The organism is Candidatus Gorgyraea atricola (assembly GCA_030765235.1).
In the GTDB taxonomy this organism is placed as follows: domain Bacteria; phylum Omnitrophota; class Gorgyraeia; order Gorgyraeales; family Gorgyraeaceae; genus Gorgyraea; species Gorgyraea atricola.
On record JAVCCW010000001.1, the window covers coordinates 39,419 to 62,437 of the forward strand.

A 23,019-nucleotide genomic window follows, 5' to 3' on the forward strand; every position below is an offset into this window, starting at 1 on the left:
TAATGAGCACTTGACTTACGGAGTCCGTAGGACGACGTAAGTCAATGTGCGAATTAAACCCCACACCCAGCAATGTATTGCTTTAAAGATTCTTTCAGTCTACTCTTTAGAGCAGTCAATGCTTGAGCATGAAGTTTTAATTGTTTTTCTCTATTCCGAGCATCGGTTTCTGATTTATAAGCTTCATAATATATAACTTCAGAAGGATATTTACTGCTGTGTTCTCTATATCGTCTCTCCAAATCATTCGTATAGCCATAATAAAGTTCTTTTGTCCTCTTACTTTTCAAGACATATACAAAATACATTGCTGGGTGTGGGGTCAATTCGGACAGACAGCTTACGAAAATCAATGATTTTCGTAAGCTGTGTCCTCATTGACTTCTATAAAAACACTGTCTTCTTTATCTATCTCTTCCAAGTTTAACTGTACCAGTTCATTTTGCGATGTCGGCAGATTCTTGCCCACATAATCAGCCCTTATGGGAAGCTCCCTATGGCCCCTATCTACAAGAATCGCCAGCTGAATAGTCTTTGGCCTCCCAAAATCTACAAGCGCGTCCAGGGCGCACCTGATGGTCCTGCCCGTATATAAAACATCATCGACTAGGATCACGGCCTTACCTTCTATATCAAAATCTATCTCTGTTTTGTGCATTATCGGCTGCTCAGATACCAGACTTAGATCATCCCTGTAAAGCGTTATATCGAGCGCTCCTACAGGTAAGGTAACGCCATCTATGCGATTGATCGCCTGAGCGATCCTCTCCGCAAGCGCGTACCCTCTTGTCCTAACACCAATGATCACAAGATCTTCTGAGCCTTTATTCCTCTCCAATATCTCATGGCTCATCCTTGTAACCGCACGATCTATCTCTTCTTTTGTCAGAACATTTTTCCTTGCCAACCTAGCCTCCAAAAAAAATACCTTCCCGCTACCTGCCCCGTTCGATAATTACAACATCTTCATTATCGAACGGGGATTATAGCAAGAAGGTCTATGATTTATGCCCTCTAAATTATTCATTTTCTCTTCCCTTTCCAGCCTCTCAGGGCTGATTTAAAGGTGTTTATTATTAAACATATTATACTATTTTTGTATGCTCCTGTCAATCATTTTATCCGTTAAACTCTAGAGATCGCCCATCCGAACTTTTATGGTTTTCAAGTTATCAACAAAATCTAAAACTAAATGAGTTCTATTATACCCCAGCAACTCTATTAGATCTTTGCGTTCAATCTTGAAGTGTTCTGCTGCTCCTGGTCCACCATAAAATCCCCAACGAATTATATTCTCTCCTAATAACCCATGGAAGATAATCTCTTTTCCTGTGTCAAGATTTTTTATCCTGTACTTGCCTCGCAAAGATAACGTCGGCCTCTCATTAAATGCTGAGGCAATCCTGTCAGACTGCTCATGCGATATCTCAAAATTAAAATGAGTATATCTGTCATAAAACCGTACTGGCTTTGCCAACATCCCCCCAGGACCAACCACCCTATCAAGAAGCGCTATCCCATTTACTAACACTCTCCCTAATTTCAAATGACTTAAGTTCTGCTCGTCTATCACTTCTATATTAGCCTTGATTAATTCTTCTTTGAGATCATCATTTTCACCTAAAAAATTCCGGTCCCTATCTCTGCCTGACCTTAGCCGCTCCTGAATCTGTTCAACTGTATCTCCGCCCAACATCAGTACCGTACTTATTGCCGTAGTGGTATTTCTCCCCAAAACAGTGAACTTATTCGAATCTTTATTAAGCGCCACCAAGGCCGTACTCTCCTCTGCAAGATGTATCTCTTCGGGAAATTCTATCCAACGCGGTCTGCCCTCTTCATCTATAACAAAATCCATATTACCTGCATGCAGTTTACATAGCTGTTGCCCCTCATAACTATCATCCTTAATCAACCCCCTTACAATAGTTGAGTTAGTAATAGGGTCTGACATAACACCTGCATGAGGTTTGGCTACGACCAATTCTACGTTATCGTTCTTTTGATTATAAATCAGAAGTACATTATCATCCAAAGTAAGATATACTCCTTCCACAGCTTTCTTTAACACTCTTTTAGCGACCAAGTCCTCTATTTGATGTGATACACTTCGTTCTATGGCATTACTATCCTGCTCGACTTCCTCTGAGACCCAACCTAACTGCCTGCCTACTGAAATTTCATTGCTACCATTTAAGAAAACGAGGCTCCTGTTCTCAGCATCATACCTTAAAGGAACGACTTTCTGCTCATAATCAAATGACCATTTTGTCCAAGCAACCTCCTCTATTTTACCTGTGTTCTTTGTACAGACATCAGGCTTATCTTTGTCTTCATATAGATCCTGCCCCTGATAAATTTTTATATCAGGCAGACCTATTTTTTTACGGTCTGTATAAAGTCCTCTTAAACTATCATCTTCGTTAAGAAGCAATACATATACGCCATTTTTGTAAACTTTAGCCGCTATTTCTTTAAAACCTATATCTTCAGTAAGCTGCACCTTATTAATAGCTACTGGCTTATGCTCTGATTCCCATTTCTTAACATCTGCCTCGTATTCTGTTTCGTTGGCAAAGAATATATGCCGAAGTGCCTTTTCGAAAGGATAATCGAATTTCCAGCCAATACTTTGTATCTTAGAAGAATCGCCTATCATTGTCCCTGGGAATCCTGGCGTTGGCATCCGATAGGCAATATTTTTCTCCAAATCTCCCATGCTCAACGCCCTCATAATACTCGCTATCATTTCATTTATACCCCAGACCTTCTTCAAACCCACATTAAATACCGCTGCTGAATTCTCTGGCGTTCCTTCCCATTTAGCATGTTTCAAAATATGCAAAATACCTTTGGCTAAATCTGAAACGAATATCACATCTCTGCCAAAATCCCCTGGCATTATAAATATAGGCACTGATTGATTATTCTCAATCGCCCATATTGTCTGGGCTACCATATTGGCATTCCTGCCTTTTTGGAGCTCCTGACGGCCTGCATTATATACACTAAAATTCCTGGAGGCGTAAACATCAGCTTCGTATTCATGATGATAGTGCTTAGCCACTAACTCCATACTTAGCTTCATAAATTCATATGGGGTTATCCACTTTTTTTCTTCAAGATGATTATCTTTTATCTCAACAAATTTATCGAGTATATCCAATGTCGGCACTTCGCTAACTAGCTCGCCTATCGGGAACAACTTACAAAACGAACTTGTTGAGGCAAATACCGTACGAATATCATACATCACAGCAAGATCCATCACAGTCTTAAATTCATATAAGCTTGTTAGCACCTCCTGCGTAACACAATGAGGAAAACGACCAGCATAAAGGGCTAACTCGGGAGAAAAATCATTATATAAAATCCTCAACAACTCTCCAAATTCTGCTTTAGTATTTATTCTGGCATACATTACCTCTTCTGGGGTAATTTTATCTATTTTTCTTGACCCGCTTAATTCGTCCACCATTTTATTCCATTTTATTGCTATCTCTTCTGGACTGCCTGTCCAATTCAACCACTGTGGAAATCCCCTTGTAACAAACTGCGGTTCTGAAGAATACCCTCCTAAATATACTATACCGTTTATTTTCTTATAATCTTCTGGCCGATACTGCCGGCAAAAGCTGCTACTATCCTGCCTTAACAGTTTTACTCCTGGGATATTGTCATTTGCTGGACTGCCTAAAAGCAGGTTATCTACAGTTACCACTTCTTCATCTTGATTGACCAGCTGAAGAGCTGCCTCATACCCTATCATGCCTGCTGCTCCTATAACAACCTTTGTTCCGGGCTTAATAGGTTCATTATCGTTCTTGAAAAGCACATGAACGCCGTTACCTACAGGATTATTTACATCGCTTGGAAAACTTGCATATTTCTTTGGTCTATTATGACCAATCGCCTTCATTTTTTTTGCTGGAGTTAATAACGCTAACGTCTTCCCTTTCACCGTTACTCTATTTATAGACTCCTTTACTCTTAAACCTATTGCCGAAGCCTTCCTGACTAAAGGATCGCTGTCATTGCTCAAAGTATTGTTTAAAGCGTCTTCTGCTCTTGGATCATCGAAATTACCTAATGCTTGAGTTGCAGCTTGGCGAACACGGCTTCTTTCATGTTTATCTCCCGATACTTCTATTAGAAGTCCTATTGCTTTCTCGCTCTGCATTCTGCTTAAACCTTCGGCTGCAGCTTCAAGAATAGCGCTATTTCTAATATTTCTATCCCTTGATCTTAATAGTCCTATCAAAGTTTTCTCTGCAGATACGCCTCCTATTCTGCCTAAGGCCCTGACAAAAGCCGCTTGACCATCTTTAGCTAATGCATTTTGCAAAGCCTCTACTGCTACTTGGTCACCTATCTCTCCTAATATGTAGGCTATTTCTAAACGAACACGAATATCATCACTTGACTTTAACTCCTCTTTTAATAAATTTAAAGCTGCTTGACCTTGTTCTATTAACAATCCTGATATTGTCCTGACAGCTATTTTATTGCCAGACTCTATTGCCTCTTGCAATTGTTGCATCAAAAGACCTGCCGTGGCCACATTCTCTCCTGAAGCCAAATAATCTTTGACTGGCTGTAAGGCTTCAGCTAAAATACGCATCTTTTCTTTTCCGACTTCGCCAGCTAAGTCAACTTCATTCGGTGTCTTAATCGGCACAAATTGGTCATCCCTGTCTATTACCACAGCAATATAGGGCCAGATTGTTGTAAAATCTCCTGTATAGCGCTCTAATTGCAAACCAACATAAATATATTCAGTTGCGCCTATTGTCTCCTCGGTTTCTTTAACATCTATATATACTGGGATATCAACAGCATTGACTATTTCTGTTAATTCTTCAAAGCTTAATTTCTTATCATACTCATCAGAAAGTTTAAACTGATTAAATAAGCCGTCTACTGAAAGAAGAAACATCCCTGTATTAAAATATGGGTAAAGCCTCGACACTTCTTCTTTGCTCATTTTATCTACCGATTCACTTGCCTCTTTAGTAAAAGCTGGTTTTTCTACGATCTGTGTTGTCTTTCTGCCATCTAGATATGTTATATCAGCATACAAACCGCCTTTTTCTCCTCTATTATCTCCTAACAGCGTCATAAAAACTGGCTCAGGTCTATTTTCTTTTTTGGCCTTAATGATTTCTTCCTCAAATAAGCCTTTTAATTCATCACTTACCTTACCCGCAGGATTGTTCATATGAGAATAAAAGATAAATTTGGTCTCATTTCTTTTTAATTCAGCCAATACATTGCTTAGGACAATCCACTTGATAAAATCCCAATGTCCAGCAGGATTAAAAACTAAATTGCCTTTCTGTGTCCTTAAAGGGTCTCCTGCCTTACCCATTTGAGTAGCAATACCTCTGTCTAATGCTTCTATGGTATTTTGCATATCTGCCCCAGTCATCTTCCCGTCTTTGACAGCTTTTCTTAATTGTCCTGCTTTTTTCTTTCGATATTCTTTCAGGAATTTATCAGTAGGATTAAGACGGATCTGCATGCCTTGTTTAAACACCTTCACGTTTTCTTTGCCATAACCAAAGTAATCATTGTCTTTCAATAGTTCTTTTACTGTATCTGCAGTTTGAAAGCTTACCATTATAACTTCGTCTTGCTGTAACTCAGGGTCATTAGCAGCTCTTTTTAAATCATCCCTGGCTTTAGCTGCTGCAGCAAACTTTAGCTCCAGAAATGAATGAGGATTAGCGTCGAGTCCTGGTATCACAAAACTAAAAGCGGCATTAAACAATCCTTTTGTCCTGGTAGAAAGGCCTCCTGCAGAAAAAGCAGAAGCACTTTTTATCTTTTTGCCAAGAGCAGTCCATCTAATGATATCTTCCGTAGACTGTTTTCCCATAATTATTGCTTCGGAAGAACCCCGCATACTGCCTTTAATAGCATTGTTTTCGTAAGGAGTCATTCCTTGCCTTATCTTTTCTTGAAATACCAGATTAATATCCTCTTCGGTCTCGTGATATTTATATTCTTTGAGTAGTTCTTGCTCATCTTGGATAATCTGAAGTTTCTCTAATGTTTTTTTCTTGATCGGAATCCTTAAAGCAGTAGATTTATTGCAGGAATGTAATGGATAGGCGGTATTAGTCGAAAGAAATACTCCAACTAGAATAATGGCTATAACTTTGATGAAAGGAATTTTGATTTTATTTCTATGGCTCATTAGAATTGGCATATTTTATAATTGATCTCTAGTATCAGGAAACCCTGATAATTGTTCTGTAAATGTACCGCTATCTTTAATAAACAATTCCGAAACGCTTGGAGCAGATAATACCCTAAGAGGGTACCCTTTTATGCACTGCTGCCAGCGAGGACTCTTCTTTAACACATCTAAGAGTTTTATTTTTCTCTCATCCCCATCAATAGAAGCCTCACCATCTTCTACTAACTGTGTAGCCTCGATCCTATCTAGTCCGATAGACATAGACTCTATCCTGCCGATAAGCTCATCTTTGGTGATAGACCTCATGTTAAATAGATCTGCCACACCCTCACCTAATTGACTGTACTCTTTTATGTCCTTCCATGATAAATCCCATTTGTAATAAGCCCATTCTGTCAATCCCATATGATGACTCATCAGTTGCCGCATTTCTTCATTTTCAAAAATTTCCTTCAGCGGAGTATTTTCCATCTTGAAAATCTTACCATCAGATAGGTCAATATAAGCAGCTCCAGCATCTTCAAAACCACCAGTGCCTTCTTTTCTGGAAACCTTAGCATCTATCAGCAATAACCTGCCATATGTCCCGACCTTGCTTATATGCCCCCCCATAATTAAATCCACATCGCAATCCTTTGCCATCCTCTGGGTGAGCATTTCGCCACTAAATGAGAAGCTTTTATCTTTTACACCAGTAAACTTATATACCGGATTATCCGACTCACCTTCGTTCAGAAAACTAAAACCAGAGAAATTCTTTACCTTAAGATAAAGCAGGGCATATTCTCCCATGGCCAAATTTGTATGTGCCCATTGAATAAGCTCTTCGTTATCAATATCTTCCCTTAGTCTTTCCCACATAAACTGAGCAAACTGCAAGAAGGTAAATCCTTTGATAAGATATTTCTTACCACTCTTGCGGTAATTATCCTTCTGAACTTTTAACTCTTTTATCTTAGCCCATTTTAAGAATTCCTTGAAATCTATGCGCTCTACTTCATACTCATGAACGCTCTTGTCTTGATCCATTGCCCAGGGCACGGTATGCATAAGAAGAATCTTTTCAGAGCCGGCCTCGACGATTTTATATAAATCACTTCTAAGCACGTCTTTCACTAATTTCTTGGCTTCAGGGCTCTTTTTAATATTCTCGGTTATCTCCTGCATAATCCCCTGCCAGTCCTCTGAAAGAATAGCCAAAGGACGATGCTTTTTTATAGCTTCTTTTATCTCATCTATGCTTCTATATTTATTTGCATTTTCCTCAGACATCAAAGGCCAAAGATACTCAATGCGAGTTTTAGCAAACTGATAATCATCCGTTTCTGCTATTGAAATCAAATAAATCATTAATGCTGCTAATTCTGCTTTTGATTTTGGACCTCTCTTACTGATACCTGTAGCTTCATCTATTTTATTCTTCTCTTTTTCTTCTTCTATGCTAATTCCTTCATAACTTTTTTCAGCCAGGTTTTTGAATTTCTCTATAAGTTTTCGATCGATGCCTAAGTATCCTATCATATTATCCATTGCCTCTTTGCCATAGCGATATCCATGCAAAATAGCATGGGTAATATAATCTGGTCTTCCTAAAGCAGCCAGCATAAACCAGAGGTCATGATTGCCAACCAGGATATCGGCCTCTTTCCACATCTCAGGAGCAATCCATGCAGGCCCCCTGTCAACCCAATCTCCAAGTATAGCCATCTTCACCTTACCTTTATATGTATTCTTTAAGGCCTTAAATAAGACATTAATGGTTACAGTAGTACCATGCGGATCGCTAACAATAAAATACGTTTCCTTTTCCTGATCTAAATCTTTTACTGCGTCTTTTAAAGGCGTTAACCTATCGCTATGAGTCTTTGTTCCTATAGTATATAAATACGCATACTTGGTTTCCGCATTGTATCTAAACAAAGTGATTGTTTTTTCATCTATAGATATGGAATCCAGTGGTAAATGTTCAGCTGATGACAGCTGTATCTCCTGATAAGATACCCAGCCTTGTGTCTTGACGACCTTGCTGTATTCATTTGGATCTTTAGTAAACAGAAATATCTTTTTTCCCTGCGTACGAGCATACGTAAATGTCCGTGATGTACAATTTTTATCTGAAGGTGGCCAGACCCAAATAATAAAATCGTCTTTCCCTAACTGCTCCATCATCCATTGCCCTCTTGCCGACCCCGTATCTCTCAAAGATCGTAAACCAATGATTCTATCATCAGGAGTCATTTCAAATTTGACCCCTTTGGACTCCAGATGTGGCTTTAATTCATGCGCTGTTAGGTTGTCAATGCTCTTTCCCAGCCCAACATGATTTAAATACTCTTGCGCTTCAGCTTTGGTAATTTTGTTTCTTTCAACATTAGCATAACTCTTTATTGTGTTCCCATCTACCAATCTCCATGGCCTTACATCTCTCTTATCTCTTCCCTGGCCCACCATTGTAACTCGATTTCCCTTGCCTCGCTGTACCATTGTGCCTACAACTATCCGATCTATCCCCTGAGGATCTTCTCCGACCAATACCTCAACATTCCCCCTATCAGCTAAAAGTTCAGCTACATCCCTTGCAAACTTTTTAGCATCATCATCCAGGTAATCACGGGTACCACCAAAAAGCACCTTTATCTTTAAATCCTTCTTCGCATCAAGGTATTCTTTAATATAAACTACATCACGCATAAGATGAATATTTTCTATAGGCGCTTTGCCTTTTATGGTTTCCAGATGTTGCTGGATTTCTGCAAGGGCGGGGATGCTGGGCGTTAGAATAGTTGTCTTGACTGTCTCCGCTTTTGGATGCTGAGGCTCAACATAAGTCACCTTTTCCTCATCAATAGAGAATATCTTTTTGCCTTCACCCTGTGCGTATTTAAATGTCCTGGATGTGTGTGAATCGCCTGTAGCAAAGAGCCAAACAACAGAGTCATCTTTTTCTTTGAGCTGATCTATTGTCCAGCGGCCTCGCATTGACTGTTTATCTCTATAACTTAGGCCACTTGTCATAGAAGATGGAACTAACTCAAAACTGACTCCTTCTGACTCTAAGTGTCTTTTTATCTCCCCATAAGAGAGTCCATAAATATCTTTTACGATCCCGATAGCTTTTAAATATTCATTAACTTCACTTTTACTGAGGTCTCCTCTAGAGATATATCTTTTTAGCATGGTCTCATTGGTAACTCTCCATATCTCATCGTCTTTTACACCTACAATCACAAGACTGGATGGTTTACCTGTTTTAAAAAATGCTGCTATAGCCAGCCTATCTATGCTTGTAGGATCATCGCCGATAATTAACCGAACATTTTTATTCTGGGCTATAAGATTCGCAAAGACATCGATAAAAGATTCACCTTTAGTACCTAGATTCCTGCTTCCGCCAAAGAATATAGACGCTTTGCCTTTTATGGTTTCCAGATGTTGCTGGATTTCTGCAAGGGCGGGGATGCTGGGCGTTATATTTGGATTGGAGGCAAGGGATGTAGAAGGTTTGATATTAATTATATATTGTCCTTCTTTCTCTTCTATCACAAAATCTCCGTGTGTCTTTTCGATCTCAAGTGCCTTCCTGATATTTTCAACAGTAAGCCAATCTATCTCACTCGAGATTTTTTTTACTATATCTTGCGGCATCTTTTTTATAATTTTTGGGATTATTTTGTGAACTATCTCTTCTAGTTCTTTGTTGTTTTTCGCTGCCTCAGTCGCTGTAAGCAAAGTATATCTAAAGCTAGAAGCACCTGAACATTCTATTCCCAGATCCATAAGCAGCTCCAATTGCTCCATATCTTTTGCTATATCAGATACTTCTGACAGCATAAGGCCGATTATACCTGCGTCGCCTTTGGTAAATCTTATGCTTAAATTGGGCAGCTGATTACACATATCTTTTAGTTCAGTTGTATTCTGTGCCAGTTTAGCTGCTGCGGAAACACCCCATCTTCTAAAGGGATTATCAAGGTCTATATTATTCTTGTCGAATTCTATATTTAACTTAAGTAAATAATCACACATATCTTTTAGTTCAGTTGTATTCTGTGACACTTTTACTACTACTAGCATGTGAAGCTCTAAAGTATGACCAGGATATATTTTATTTTTAGCGAATTTTCTTGCAAGGCTGCGAATAAGTTTCAATGCATTCTTTCTTTCGGTGGCAATTGTGAACTTTTCATTTATCGCTTTTTCCACTGTTTTCCACTCCTTAAATATCCACCCAGGTCTTGTGCTAAATACCGCGCCTTTCTCTTCCAATGCCACAAGTGCAGCTTGGCCTCTAGGATCTTCCACATCCTTAACTATAACCATCAATTCTGGGATAGATTTTTCTTTTCCATATAATCCCATAAATTCTTTTACCAGCATAACCTGTTTATATAAATCCTCTTTTTCTGTGACTATGTTTCCTTCTCTATCTTCATTGTATCTATCTAAAATATTTTTTGTCTCAACAAAATCAAATATAGGAGCTTCTTTTAAAATTACAGAAACTACTTTATCATCTTGCATATAAGTAATACCTGTTATAGCCTCCTCATTAAATTCCAGATGAGATTCTATGGAAGAAATTAAAGCAACTATCTTGGTTCCATCCTTTCTTTCTGCTATAGAAGCCTTTCCTTCATCGATCAACTTTTGAACTCTATCTTTAGACATTGCTTTTTCAGGATATAGAGAGGCGACTTCTTTAACTGTAGCAAGATAATTTAATGCTTCTTCTGATGTTAGGTATCTTGAAAGGTCATATTTTCTTAAAAATAACGCTTTTTGGGTCTCTTGTATGCGCTCATCATTCCTGCGACTATCCAGCCTCACCCTAAGATTTTCAGATAAATCATCAGAAAGCGCGTATGAAGAATTTGCAAGTAGAAAAGTTACGAGGATTATAAAACTTATCGTTTTCCCCATCTTCTTGCCCCCCCTTAATAATACTTTGTTAAGGTCTAACATAATAGAGTCAAAAAAATAGTCTTGCTTTATTCACAAAAGGCTATATTGGGTTGGTTTTATTCGTTTATAAGTTAAGTATACCACGGAAAACGGTTTCTTTCAAGAAAAATCTTAGAGGTATAGCGTAAGATTGGAAATAGTGCGTCTATAGCGTTACCACATCATTCTCGTTATAGAGCGAGAGGAATAGGAGCATATATTCCTTTAAATGGCGGGTCAGGAGGAAGTTTTGTCTTATGTGCTCGCGGCCGTTCTCGCCAAGTTTCTTAGCATAGTCAGGCGCGTTCAAGAGCTGTTTTATGGCAAATGCCGCGCCTTCTATAGTGTGGCATAAAAGTCCGCCGTATTTGTGCTTTATCTGTAGAGGTATGCCTCCTACAGCTGATGCAACAACTGGCTTACCTTTCCATAAGGCCTCTGAAACAGTAAGAGCAAAACCCTCTCTCAAGGACTTCTGAACAACCACATCTGCGACTCTCTGAAATACATTTATCTCATAAGGAATATCTTCGACAAGCAATGCGTGGATATCAGGATCATTTCCTTTTGCCTCAAGGACCTGCTTGTATATCTTATCTGTCTCAGGATCATCTGCTGCGCGATTCCCCACCAGAAGAAGCTGGCAATCTACGTATTTCTTTACCAGTTTATACGCCTCTATAACTCCCACAGGATCTTTGAGCGCGTCATATCGGGAGATCTGGCACACGATAGGCTTTGCCTGCGGGTCGATCTTGTATTTATTCAATACCGTATCTATTTCCTTCTGTGTGACCTCTCTATTCTTATCGCTAAAAGGGTCTATGGATGGTGATATTAAGATCTGTCGCGGTTTCATGGTGTGAGAAAAATGCGCGCTGGAAAATACCGCGGTATCATACTTATTAAAAAATCCTTCCAGGAAATGCCAGACATTTTTTTCTGGCTTTGAAACATCCACGTGACAACGCCATATCCATTTGCTATTTTTCATCTTAGGCTTTCTCTTGATCAATGCTATGGGCTGCGGGTCGTGTATGAACATGATGTCCCCATACAGATTCATCTCTCTTATATTCTGCGCGCTGATATCATTAAAGATATCCCACATCTTATTCGTAATCCTGGCTTCTTTTCCATGCAGGGCATTATGCATACTCTTTGTAACATCAAAAAAATCTGGAGAGCCCTTTATTACGTCCCACTGCGCGCTGACCTTGAGTTCCTGCATAAGAGGCGTGATCTTGGAGAGTATCTCAGCTACACCCCCGCCCATAGCAGTGGAATTGATATGCTGTATGGTCTTGCCCTTTAGATAGCCGGCAAGCATCCTTAGCTCATCTACAGTGCTTTTCCCAACTACCTCTTCGTATCTTTCAAGCATTGACATTTTTTAATCTCTCTTCCACTAGATCTATTATCTTCTTCCTTAAATCTTCCATTGTATATGTATACGGATCCAGGGACTGCAGTTTATACGCAAGTTCCTTCTCTCCTAAAGACGTGCCCAGCCAGAAAGAAAAATCATTCGTCTCTTTGTCCAGGCGAAGCCTAGCCTCAAACATGTGAAAATATATTGAATTAACCGTGATCTTCTCCAATATCTCCAAAAAATCCTTGAGGGTCTTTGCCACATATGGCGTGGTTATAATAAAACTGATGCTCTTTATAAAATGAAATCTCTTCTCAGGCGAGGCAAATCTCAGCTTTACACTAGGACATCCTTTTATGTGTTCGCTTATGATCCTTACTATCTCGTTCCTCAATAGTCTTATGGTATGGAACTGGATCGTGTCAATACTCGCGACCTTCTCTGCCAGCACATCTTCATTTAGGGCGCTCGCTATCCAATAGCTAAAATCATTCGGAGGTTCAGGGGAAAGACTTTCGTGCTGCTGCAGGAAATGATGGGTATGATAGTAAATAGATGAGCCAGGTACCTTTTTAATAAGATCCAAGAGCTCTGTTATATTAGAGGCCTTGAGACTCGTGAGGACTCTTAGATGAAGACGCGTAGAAAATCTGAAGCTCTTGTCATTATCTTTGCCCATATGAAATGAATTCTATCACAGATCAAGCATTCTTTCTATAAAAAGTTTCACTTCACTCGTGTTTTTTAAAAAATAATCCGCCTTGCTTTTTATTTTCCTGGGCCCCACGAATATGGATATGCCTTTGCCCTTAATGGCCTTAAATGCATCTTCATCAGTAACATCATCGCCTATATGTATAGGTAGCGCGCGTTTATATTTCTTAAGCAGGCATAGCACTGCCTTGCCCTTGTCCCATTCAATGCCAGGCCTTACCTCTAAAACCATCTTACCTGCTGAGCTTTTAAGTTTTCTTGAAAGGACATATGGAGCCACGATTCTACTAAATGCTCTTTTAACTAATATTCTCTTCGCAGGCTTTACGAGCCTGTAATGCACGCTCAGCGTACAGCCTTTGTCCTCCACTATTACACCTTTAATATCAGCCAATGCCTTGTTTAACTTTGAAGTTACCTGTTCCACCGCGTAGGTGGAATTAATTCCACCTACGCGGTGGAACAGGTTTGCTCCATCCTCTATCTCCAAGCCATGATTCCCAGCATATACAATACCCTTGATGCCAACCATTTTCTTTACATTTGCCAGAGACCTTCCGCTTATAATAGCGAGTTTAAATCTAGGGTCTTTCTTTAGTTTTTTTAAGGAGTTTCTTACTGCTGGAGAGATCTTTGCCAATTCTGGCGTTGCCACAATAGGTGTAAGCGTGCCATCATAATCAAAAAATAAAAATGTCAAAGGAGATTTTTGTATCTGAGGGGAAATCTTGGCCCAACTGCTAAAAAGATATTTCATGTCATTCTTTAAATTCAAATTTCAAGAGCTCTGAAAGAAGCTTACCTGCCCACTTATAGATATTGTTGTCTCTAACCTGTTTGCGCATCTTCTGCATACGAGACTTCGCGTCTTTTTTATTCATCTCGACAGCGACCTTTAATTTATCCGCGAAATCATCTGTATCATAAGGATTTATCATGATCGCATCGTGCAGTTCACGAAAAGAACCTGTGAATTTGCTCAACACCAGGACTCCTGATGAATCTGTGTGCGCAGAGACATACTCCTTTGCCACAAGATTCATGCCGTCGTGGAGCGGACTCACCACGCATATATTAGCAAGCTTATAAAATGCTATGACCTCTGGATATGTTATATAGCGCCTTACAAATACTATGGGCTGCCATCCTTCGTATGAATGCTTCCAGTTTATCTCCTCTACAAGCGCGTTTATCTCGTCATTGAGATTTTTATAAGCAGGGATGTGCATCCTGGAAAGCCTGCCCATCTGTATAAAAACAAATTTTCCTCTATATTCAGGATATTTTTCCACAAACCTGTCTACTGCACGCAATCTTTCTAATATTCCTTTTGTATAATCGATCCTGTCCAGGCCAAGCATGATAAAATCATAATTTAGCAGAAATTCCTCTTTGAGGTTCTGCATGTATTCTTCTACCTGGTCAGATTTTGAAAGTTCTTCTACATAGTCATGGTCCACGCCTATTGGAAAAGGCCTTATAATAGTCTCGTGCCCTCCTTTTATAATAGAAAATCTCTCACGATCCACTCTTGCTTCTATCTCTTTTTCCACAGTAGAGATAAAATTCTCACAGTGATATCTTAGATGGAACCCTAAAAGGTCGTTTGCCAAAAGTCCCTCCAGGATCTCTGTCTTCTTGGGGCAGATCCTGAATACCTCTGGATTCGGCCATGGGATATGCCAGAAGTGGGCAGTGATTATATTATTGCCGCCTGCCTCCTTTAAAAATTTCGGCAAAAGCGCCATGTGGTAATCCTGTATCCATACAAATGCTTTTCTATTGCCTATCTCCTTAAGTATTGCGTCTGCGAATTTCCTGTTGACCTTCTCGTACATGCGCCAGTCCGTTTCTTCAAACTTAGGCGGTGTATAAGATATATGCGAGAGAGGCCATAAGGCCTCGTTTGAAAAACCATAGTAATAACCGTCTTCCTCTTCTTTTGTCAACCATACACGAAGAAGTGTATACTTCGGGTCATCTGGCGGCACCTGGACTCTATTGTCTTTATCTACTGTCTTTTTATCAGCATCCCCGCTTCCATGCGCAACCCACAGGCCGCTACACGCCTTCATAACAGGGTCTAAGGCAGTTATTACGCCTCCTGCTGAACGCTGACAGATGATCTTCCCCTTTTTATGCGTGTGCATATAGGGCTCTCTATTAGACACGACTATCAATAAATAGTCGCCCAATTGTTTCTCTATGACTTTCTTGAGATCGTCCTTAGTCCACATAATAAAACCTCGTTTTTCGTTATTCGGTTGCGTAAATCGAATCGTTATTCGTTGATAGGTTGCGTTTTATTACGTCCAACGATTAACGATCAACGATCAACGTTTCGATCTACGCAACCGTACAGCGTATAACAATCTTGTATCTATCTTAATTTAAAACTTATATCTAAGAGGGTTCTTACTAAAAAGCTGCGTAAAAAAATGATCGCGAGAAAGGCTATTATCGGTGATATATCAATACCGATCCCTGCCCGCAAAGGAAGCATTTTTCTTATGGGATAAAGAATCGGCTCTGTGGTCTTGTATAAAAATTGGACTACGGAGTTAAGTGGATCCGGATTCACCCAGCTTATTATAGCGCGGATCAATATAAGCCAGTAAAGAACTGTCAACGCTATGTTCAATAGATTCGCCACTGCTGCGAGAAAATTTGAAAGAACAAACATTACTGTGCCTTCTCCTGTGCATAATTTATAGCGCGTATTGGATAAGGTATGTTAATGCCTTCTTTAGCATAGCGCTCGTGAAGCCTTTTTATAAACTCATGCTTGATCAGATAATTATCTACGAATTCCTTTGCGCGCAGAATAACCGTAAAATTTATACTAAAATCCGCGAATGTATGGTAGCGGATAAAAGGGTTAAACTCCGGCACCCCGCCCTGCACTATCTTCATTACGTCTTTACCCACCTCGCAAGTCACCTTTTCAACATGCTTCAGGTCTGAATCATAATGCACACCCACCTGCACCAGCACTGCCAGCTCCTTCTGTGGATAATAATAATTTATGATCTTCGAACTAACCAAGCTCTTATTAGGCATTACCACCACATTATTCGGCAGCATCCTTATCCAGCTCGAACGCCAGCCAATCTTTTCCACATAACCCTCTTCTCCTGAATCAAGCTTCACAAACTGGCCTACCTTTATCGGCTTATCAATAATGATCTGCATGCCCGCGAATAAATTCTCCAATGTCGGCTGTAAAGCCAATGCCACAGCCAAAGAACCAATGCCAAGTGAAGCCAGTATAGGCGTAATGGATACCCCAAAGCTATCCAGAAGTATCAAAACACCCAGCGCTATCACCACTATCCTTACAAACCCTCTTACAACCCCGCCAGATGTCTTTAATATATCCACCTTGTGCGAGTAATTATGTACGAAGTTATTGGTCAGCTTATCTAAAAATAGAATAATAGCGACTATCGTGGTCGCCTTAAATGCCAGTATCACATAGCGCGTCAGCTCAGAATTAGCGCTTATAGGAGAGATCCTTTGGATAATAAATACACCACTGGCAAATATCAATAATGTTAAAGGAAAGTTCAATGCGCCCAACAAGATATCATCCAGCTTAGAACGCGTGCGGCTACACAGCTTCTCCACCCGCTTAAATACCACCTTTTTAACAACTAAAAGTACGCTCACCCACACAAAATACACCACAGGTGCATATATGAAGGCAGGAATCCTTAAACCAAATAGAGTGATTTCTTTCATAATATATTCATAATAAACGAGTTGGGCGAATTTGTCAAGAAAAATCAGAAAACATCAAAAAACAGGCCTTTTGCGTAAGTCAATAAACAACACAAAAGGCCTTTAAACAATCTTTACATTGAACTATCTAGTACCTTGCTTCTTTTCTCTATGGTATCTAATATGCTAGGTCTTGCCTTCTCTAATATATCAGCTACTTCATCAAAATATGCCTTGAGCGCATGTCTTGTATCTTCATTGTTCTCATCAAATATAAGACTCATTGCCCAGCCAGGCTTATCCTTAGCAACTAATTTTCCATCTTCTAATTTCTGGCCGTCCTCTCGCTTAATATCATATCCAGAAAGTGCCAGGAGATTACCCAGCCAGTGCATCTTTAAATAATCAGATGAATACTTGACATTTGAGTTCTTAAATTGCTCAAGATGATTCATGCCGATTAAAGATGTAGTAAGACACTTCTGAGCAGCCTTAATCATGGCATGATATGCATGACCTGAGCCAGGAAGCTTGCCTACGTCAGCAAACTTTTTCAGGGTCTTTCTCCATAATACATCATCTCCATGATTCAATACATCCCGCATGGCCAAACCATCTTTAGTATAAGATGTCTCACCAGAGTGCGCCAATTCGCCATATTCAATATCCCCTTTCTTTAGAGCAATACTGTGGATAGCTGCAGATACATGGGCTGGATCAAATATATTTAGAGCCCTGCCTGTTTTGGCAGAAAGAGCTTCGAGTTCATTTATCAATTCCTCTTCTGTAAACAATCCCCTCTGTACCATAGCATGCCAATTCAAGGTAATCTCATCTTTTGTAGCTGCATAGCGGCTTTCTGTTATAGCCTTAATTGTCCTTGTAAAATTAGCCTTCTTAAGCCTCATCCAGTCCACAATCTTTTTATAAAACTCTACTGGTGGCTGGTCTACTGCGCATATATTCCACTGCTCTGCAACGCCGAATACTGACCAGTGAACTACACTCATTATCCTGGCTAAAAGCACCTTATCATCAAGCTGTTGTGCTGCCTCATCATCATCAAAGTCTAAGACCATAACTGAATATCCAGCCTTCTTTAGCTGATCTATCTTTTTCTCAGAAACATTCGTCAATCCTTTGACTCGTATAACCAAAAATGCCTTGTCATTCTTACCAGTGACAACAGGCTCGCAGTTTTTGAGGTCTAAATCATCATTCATCACTATCTTTAATAAATGGTCCCTGTCTTTACCCAAAGACTCTTCAAAATCCTGCTTAATCCAGAGCGCTCCATCTTCCCACGCGCCTTTTGAAGTATCGCCCTGCCATTCTTTGGGTATGGTAGTTACTATCTTGTTAATGCCTTGCTTCTCATTCATCACCATCCATGCGGAAACCGGCATGGATTTTCCAAGAACTTCCTCTTCTTTAATATTAGCTGCGCTAACCCATTTTTGTAAGTCAATACCTGCCAGGGCTAAGGGCAAAAGCATACCATTAGTATAAGGCCCGTCATGCCTGCCTGATGTAGTAGCATTGCCTTTTAAATTAGGCATGCTTGCATCAGCTTGATCAGGCTGGTGCACGATCCTTTGGCAACCTTCTAAAGCTTTATCCACATATGAATTATCAATAGTAATCTTGTAAAAATGATCCTCTAGTTTAAGTCCATATTCTGCAAAGATTGGCTTTAAGGCATTATCTGCATTATACACAGGCTCATAAGATGTCATACCTAAGGCCTGAGCAACAACCACGGTCTTTTTTAAACCCCTTTTCAAGGCTATCTCATAATCCAAGTCTAACTCACCTGATTTTTCTCTCTCTTGCTCAACTATTTTGTCGTATATAAACTGCAATGTCTCAGAATCCACATTGTCCACTCCGAAAAATATAAGCTTCTTTCCATTAACCCCCTCAATAGCTTTAGTAGCAATAGCGGCATTCTTATCCTCTATAGACCCGCCCATGCCTGGCCAGATAACATATTCTACATCTGTTTCGTAGGCATCGTTTAAGCGTTTGTTTATACCCTTTGCTGTCTTCTGGGTCCTCTCTATTAGCTTAGGGCCCAGCTCAGGATCATTAAGCGCCTTTCCTAAATAAAATGCGCCAAGATTTATCTTATTCACCTTACCTGGCTCAGAACTAGGCTCGCAAAACACCTCGATAAGCGGATGGTCTCCAATATTTAACTTTTCCGGATCCTGCGACGTCTTATTCTTCTCATCCCAGAACAAAGGATTCCAAATCCCTTCTTTTAAGGCATCATAAATCTTCTTCGCAAGCGTCCTGATGTTTTTCTTTGTAGGGAGAATTGGCGCTTCTTCCTTCACAGGCGTCATCCTAGTTATGTCCCGCTTGCGAGCTGTTACCTTTTCAGGACCATCGGGTAACTGCAATCCTAACTCTTCAAAACCATTTATCTTTATCCCTTCCATGCTAACCTCGAAAGGCACATAGCCCTTTAAATTTCCTGTACCATGAATAATTTTTTTTGCTTCTACTTCTGTCAAAAGGTCTATCCCCATCGCTTTTAGGATATCTATAGCAGCTTGTTTTGTTTCTTCTGTTATCACTCCTATATTAGATGAGGGTCCTCCTGCACCTAAAGGCTGCGCTGCTATATGCGCCTCGTTTAGTTTCTGAACTGCACTATGTATGGGTTCCATTGTGTAAAGACTCATCTCTCTAAGTTTCTCGCCACCTATTCTGTCGTATAATTCTTTAACTAACCCATATTTGTCTTTATGTTTTTCTTCAAAAGCCAGTTCTGCAAATTTAGACGCATAACCAGGCAACCCTGTTTTGCCTTCATGCGCATCAATTGCATTCCTTATCCAAATCCTGCAAAGCTCATCCCGTATCCAGACATATCTTAATACACCATCGATTAACGTATGCCAATCTCCCTCTTTGTATGCCTGGGCATTTCGTGCTGTTATGGCTTTGAATTCCCCGAGTAAGTCTATTCCCTCTTTAATTCTAAAGCGTATAAAATCTGTCCACATCTCATTAATCAACGCTGCTGTCCTATCGTCATCCGCTTCTCCATCTGTATACCCCTTGCCTGCCTGGACTAAAAGAAAGCGGTCTTCTATCTCTTTTATTTTTTCTTCAGTGGTCGCTAATGGTATTGCTAATGCCCCGTAAGTATTAACAAGTTCTCCTTTTTCGTTTTTCTGTCCAGATCTCCATACTTGCTGGTGTATTCCGCCTGTTAAAAAACAAAGATGACCCTGGCCGCCTGTCAGACCTCTAAATACATCATTCTCGAGTTTTACTGCTAAGGCAAAGATATCTGCTTGGCTGAGGTTTGCTCCGCTTAATATACTTGCAGCTGTTATGACTGACATGCTAAAACCATTTGAAGATTCCATGCCTCCTGCCAATGCCATTGCAGGAACAGGAGGACATGTTATCCTTATGCCTTTTAATCCACAGAGATTAGCAAATACAAAAGCTGGCAAAAATCTCATATGTGCTGTACCGTTTTCATCGAGTGCTACATTTCCTTTCACTACGAGAGGTTCGTCTTCTGGGATTCCATAATCAGGAGCAACATATTCTATAGCATCCGGATCATCTGCTGCTTCGATTTTTATAGTTATGCCCATCTTGCTTGCTATAGCAACTGTTGATGGAAATTCCTCTATTTTTTTAGCTTCAATTTCAGTGTACTCGTCTTGGAACTCAGGTAGATCCAGGCTTGAACCGCCTATTACATCTGATCCCCTTAACTGTCCAGATACAGATGTTTCGATGTCGTTTTTCTTTGCTTCTAATAATTTATTTCTTGCTTCCTCAGCGCTTACACTAGGATTAACCCATTTTTTTAACTGCTTTTCGCTCACGCGTTTACGTAATCCAAAATTTATCTTTGGGTCAAACAAATATCCTTCCACCAGCACTGCGTCTCTTACTGCTTTTCTTACCTGCGTCAGGGTCTCCTCACCTGCTCTATCCAATGTGCCTCTCTGAAGCCCCTTGCCTATTACCTTTTCTGCTGCCACTTGCATGTCTTTTAAGTCTTCATGGGTAAGACCATCAAATTCAGGTGTAAATGCAGTTGTGCCGTCTTTTCTTCGTTCGATAATCCCTAACCGCTCACCGAGTCTAAATTCAGCATCAATTGTATAATCTGAAAATGGTTCTCCTGATTTTCTATCCCTTCCTGCCTCTTTCCTCACCTGTTTTAGATTACTGGTATTGCATACACCTACTTGATCTATAAGCGTATCCAATAGACCATAGAAAGCCCCTTCGGTCTTGGGTTTAGCGTCTAAACTAAACGCAAGACCAGCGAGTGGTTCAGCACTTATTATATTTGCAAGCATTTTCCTGAGTGCTCCCTTGGCCTTTAAAGGATTATCTGGCCACCAACCTTTATCCATAATTCTTTTTATGCCCTTATAACCTTTTGCAACCAAAAACTTGTAATGTTCTGGTTTATTTAATTTAAGCAATTTAAAGAAATCGTCTATTTTGTAGGAGTGCAAAGATTGATAAACCATGATATCATACATAGGTATGCCAACATCCCATAGATATCTTACATGTTCATCAATAACCCATTCTGGATCATCTGTTTCCTTATTCTTGTGCATTATCTCCTCTAATATCCTTTCAAAAATAACACGTGACAATGTATCAGTATAGTTCGCTTTCATATGTTTATAATACTTCTCGTCGTCCTTATTAGTAAGGCCTTCTCCTAGTATGTAACGCTCATATAAATGATGAATCCCCTCGTCAATTGCTATATAAACTGTCTTATTTTTCTCGTCATAATATCTCCTTGCTTGAGCCTTAAGAACACCTGACTTAACTGAAATAAATTTTATTTCTTTGGCACCCAAATTCCATTCCTTGCGAAAGTTTTTAGCAAAGATATCTAGAGCCAACTCTTGGGTCGGCAGTAATCTTCCAAAAAATCCATTAAAAATATCTACTACAAACCGCTCTAATTTATCTTCATGTGATGGCAAATCGGTAGTAATTAGATCACGTGGCTTCGCATCATCTATAGCAATACCTTCTAAAAAATCTTTCATATTTGCTGTTTCCTCAATCTTATTCTCCTTACTCAATACCTCTCTTAAGGTCGGCCCTGGCATGACTACGCCCATTATAAAGCTCTCGCCTTCTTTGGCAGCCTTGCTAGTCTGTTCTACCATACCAGGATTTCCCTGTAAGGCAGGCCGCAATGAGTTGGAACTGGGGATTGCATATGCTGTATTAGTTAATAGGAAGGTTATGATGGTAAGCGTAGAGATGATTCTATTACATAGATTGCTCTTCATATAAATTCTCCTTTTGTTAAGCAGATTTTAAATATATTTATAATATACCACGAAAACGCTTTCTCGTCAATCAAAAAATTATACCCTTTTTGAAGCTTTGCTTATTATAAGAACGAACTCTCCGCGGGGTAAATGGGAGGTAAAATGCTGAATTGCGCTGGAGGCTTTAAGGCGTAGGGTCTCTTCAAAAACTTTTGTCAGCTCTCGACTTACAACAATCTCTCTATCCCCTAATATATCTAATATATCCTCTAAACACTTTAAAACCCTGTGCGGAGATTCATAGAGGATAATGGTTCTTGCTTCATTTTTTAACGCGCCTAGCTGTTTTCTGCGCCTTGCCTTCTTATTAGACAAAAACCCCTGGAATGCGAAGCTATCAGTAGGCATGCCTGATGAGACCAGGGCTGCTATAAGTGCACATGGCCCAGGCAAAGCTATTATAGGTATATCATTATCTATAGCTAGTCTTATAATCTTATATCCAGGGTCGCTTATCCCAGGCGTGCCACTGTCAGAGACAATGGCAATGTTCTTATCTTCCTTGAGTAATCTTATAAGATAGTCACCTTTTTTAACCTGATTGTGCTCGAAGTAACTTGTGGTGGGCTTGTCGATACTATAATGGGAGAGCAGTTTTCTTGTATGCCTTGTATCCTCGCACGCAATAAGATCCACTTCTTTAAGCGTATCTATGGCGCGTAACGTTATGTCTCTGAGATTACCTATAGGTGTAGCAACTATATAAAGTTTTCCTGGCATGA

12 protein-coding genes are annotated in these 23,019 nt (G+C 39.8%); all 12 read right to left on the bottom strand.

The genetic code is table 11. The features are described from left to right. Positions 1 to 53 precede the first annotated feature (53 nt). The 12 genes from P9L93_00230 to rsmI all read right to left on the bottom strand — a co-directional run bounded on the left by P9L93_00230 (position 54) and on the right by rsmI (position 23,017). Positions 54 to 308, bottom strand: a complete 255-nt coding sequence (locus P9L93_00230) for a GIY-YIG nuclease family protein (GenBank protein ID MDP8229517.1) — start codon at positions 306 to 308, stop codon at positions 54 to 56. 41 nt (positions 309 to 349) lie between these two features. Next, a complete protein-coding gene (gene pyrR / locus P9L93_00235; GenBank protein ID MDP8229518.1) occupies positions 350 to 907 on the bottom strand; it encodes a bifunctional pyr operon transcriptional regulator/uracil phosphoribosyltransferase PyrR in 558 nt (185 codons plus the stop codon). Positions 908 to 1,132: 225 nt separating this feature from the next. Then, positions 1,133 to 6,211 (bottom strand): HEAT repeat domain-containing protein, encoded by a 5,079-nt coding sequence (locus tag P9L93_00240; GenBank protein MDP8229519.1) that lies wholly within the window; start codon positions 6,209 to 6,211, stop codon positions 1,133 to 1,135. A gap of 3 nt (positions 6,212 to 6,214) precedes the next feature. Then, positions 6,215 to 11,122: a metallophosphoesterase family protein gene (locus P9L93_00245; GenBank protein ID MDP8229520.1), complete on the bottom strand. Its 4,908-nt coding sequence runs from the start codon at positions 11,120 to 11,122 to the stop codon at positions 6,215 to 6,217. Positions 11,123 to 11,309: 187 nt separating this feature from the next. Further along, positions 11,310 to 12,533 carry a glycosyltransferase gene (locus tag P9L93_00250; GenBank protein ID MDP8229521.1) on the bottom strand — a complete coding sequence of 408 codons (1,224 nt, stop codon included), beginning with the start codon at positions 12,531 to 12,533 and terminating at the stop codon, positions 11,310 to 11,312. Then, positions 12,520 to 13,194 carry a DUF5752 family protein gene (locus P9L93_00255; GenBank protein ID MDP8229522.1) on the bottom strand — a complete coding sequence of 225 codons (675 nt, stop codon included), beginning with the start codon at positions 13,192 to 13,194 and terminating at the stop codon, positions 12,520 to 12,522. The genes P9L93_00250 and P9L93_00255 overlap by 14 nt, the downstream gene beginning before the upstream one ends. 15 nt (positions 13,195 to 13,209) lie before the next feature. Further along, complete coding sequence (gene otsB / locus P9L93_00260; GenBank protein ID MDP8229523.1) at positions 13,210 to 14,004, bottom strand: trehalose-phosphatase; 795 nt, start codon at positions 14,002 to 14,004, stop codon at positions 13,210 to 13,212. Then, positions 13,988 to 15,466, bottom strand: coding sequence for a trehalose-6-phosphate synthase (locus P9L93_00265; protein ID MDP8229524.1), 1,479 nt, complete (start codon positions 15,464 to 15,466; stop codon positions 13,988 to 13,990). The genes otsB and P9L93_00265 overlap by 17 nt, the downstream gene beginning before the upstream one ends. A gap of 143 nt (positions 15,467 to 15,609) precedes the next feature. Further along, positions 15,610 to 15,912 (bottom strand): YggT family protein, encoded by a 303-nt coding sequence (locus tag P9L93_00270; GenBank protein ID MDP8229525.1) that lies wholly within the window; start codon positions 15,910 to 15,912, stop codon positions 15,610 to 15,612. Next, positions 15,912 to 16,970, bottom strand: a complete 1,059-nt coding sequence (locus P9L93_00275; GenBank protein ID MDP8229526.1) for a mechanosensitive ion channel family protein — start codon at positions 16,968 to 16,970, stop codon at positions 15,912 to 15,914. The genes P9L93_00270 and P9L93_00275 overlap by 1 nt, the downstream gene beginning before the upstream one ends. A 113-nt stretch (positions 16,971 to 17,083) precedes the next feature. Continuing rightward, a complete protein-coding gene (locus P9L93_00280; protein ID MDP8229527.1) occupies positions 17,084 to 22,255 on the bottom strand; it encodes a hypothetical protein in 5,172 nt (1,723 codons plus the stop codon). A 78-nt stretch (positions 22,256 to 22,333) separates the two neighbouring features. Then, complete coding sequence (rsmI, locus tag P9L93_00285) at positions 22,334 to 23,017, bottom strand: 16S rRNA (cytidine(1402)-2'-O)-methyltransferase (protein ID MDP8229528.1); 684 nt, start codon at positions 23,015 to 23,017, stop codon at positions 22,334 to 22,336. Positions 23,018 to 23,019 lie beyond the last annotated feature (2 nt).

Excerpts from the sequence above, each read along its gene's own strand:
- P9L93_00280 (MDP8229527.1), bottom strand. The coding sequence starts at position 22,255 with ATGAAGAGCAATCTATGTAATAGAATCATCTCTACGCTTACCATCATA.
- P9L93_00265 (MDP8229524.1), bottom strand. The coding sequence starts at position 15,466 with ATGTGGACTAAGGACGATCTCAAGAAAGTCATAGAGAAACAATTGGGC.
- P9L93_00230 (MDP8229517.1), bottom strand. The coding sequence starts at position 308 with ATGTATTTTGTATATGTCTTGAAAAGTAAGAGGACAAAAGAACTTTAT.
- P9L93_00250 (MDP8229521.1), bottom strand. The coding sequence starts at position 12,533 with ATGTCAATGCTTGAAAGATACGAAGAGGTAGTTGGGAAAAGCACTGTA.
- P9L93_00245 (MDP8229520.1), bottom strand. The coding sequence starts at position 11,122 with ATGGGGAAAACGATAAGTTTTATAATCCTCGTAACTTTTCTACTTGCA.
- rsmI (MDP8229528.1), bottom strand. The coding sequence starts at position 23,017 with ATGCCAGGAAAACTTTATATAGTTGCTACACCTATAGGTAATCTCAGA.
- P9L93_00270 (MDP8229525.1), bottom strand. The coding sequence starts at position 15,912 with ATGTTTGTTCTTTCAAATTTTCTCGCAGCAGTGGCGAATCTATTGAAC.
- P9L93_00240 (MDP8229519.1), bottom strand. The coding sequence starts at position 6,211 with ATGCCAATTCTAATGAGCCATAGAAATAAAATCAAAATTCCTTTCATC.
- P9L93_00275 (MDP8229526.1), bottom strand. The coding sequence starts at position 16,970 with ATGAAAGAAATCACTCTATTTGGTTTAAGGATTCCTGCCTTCATATAT.
- P9L93_00255 (MDP8229522.1), bottom strand. The coding sequence starts at position 13,194 with ATGGGCAAAGATAATGACAAGAGCTTCAGATTTTCTACGCGTCTTCAT.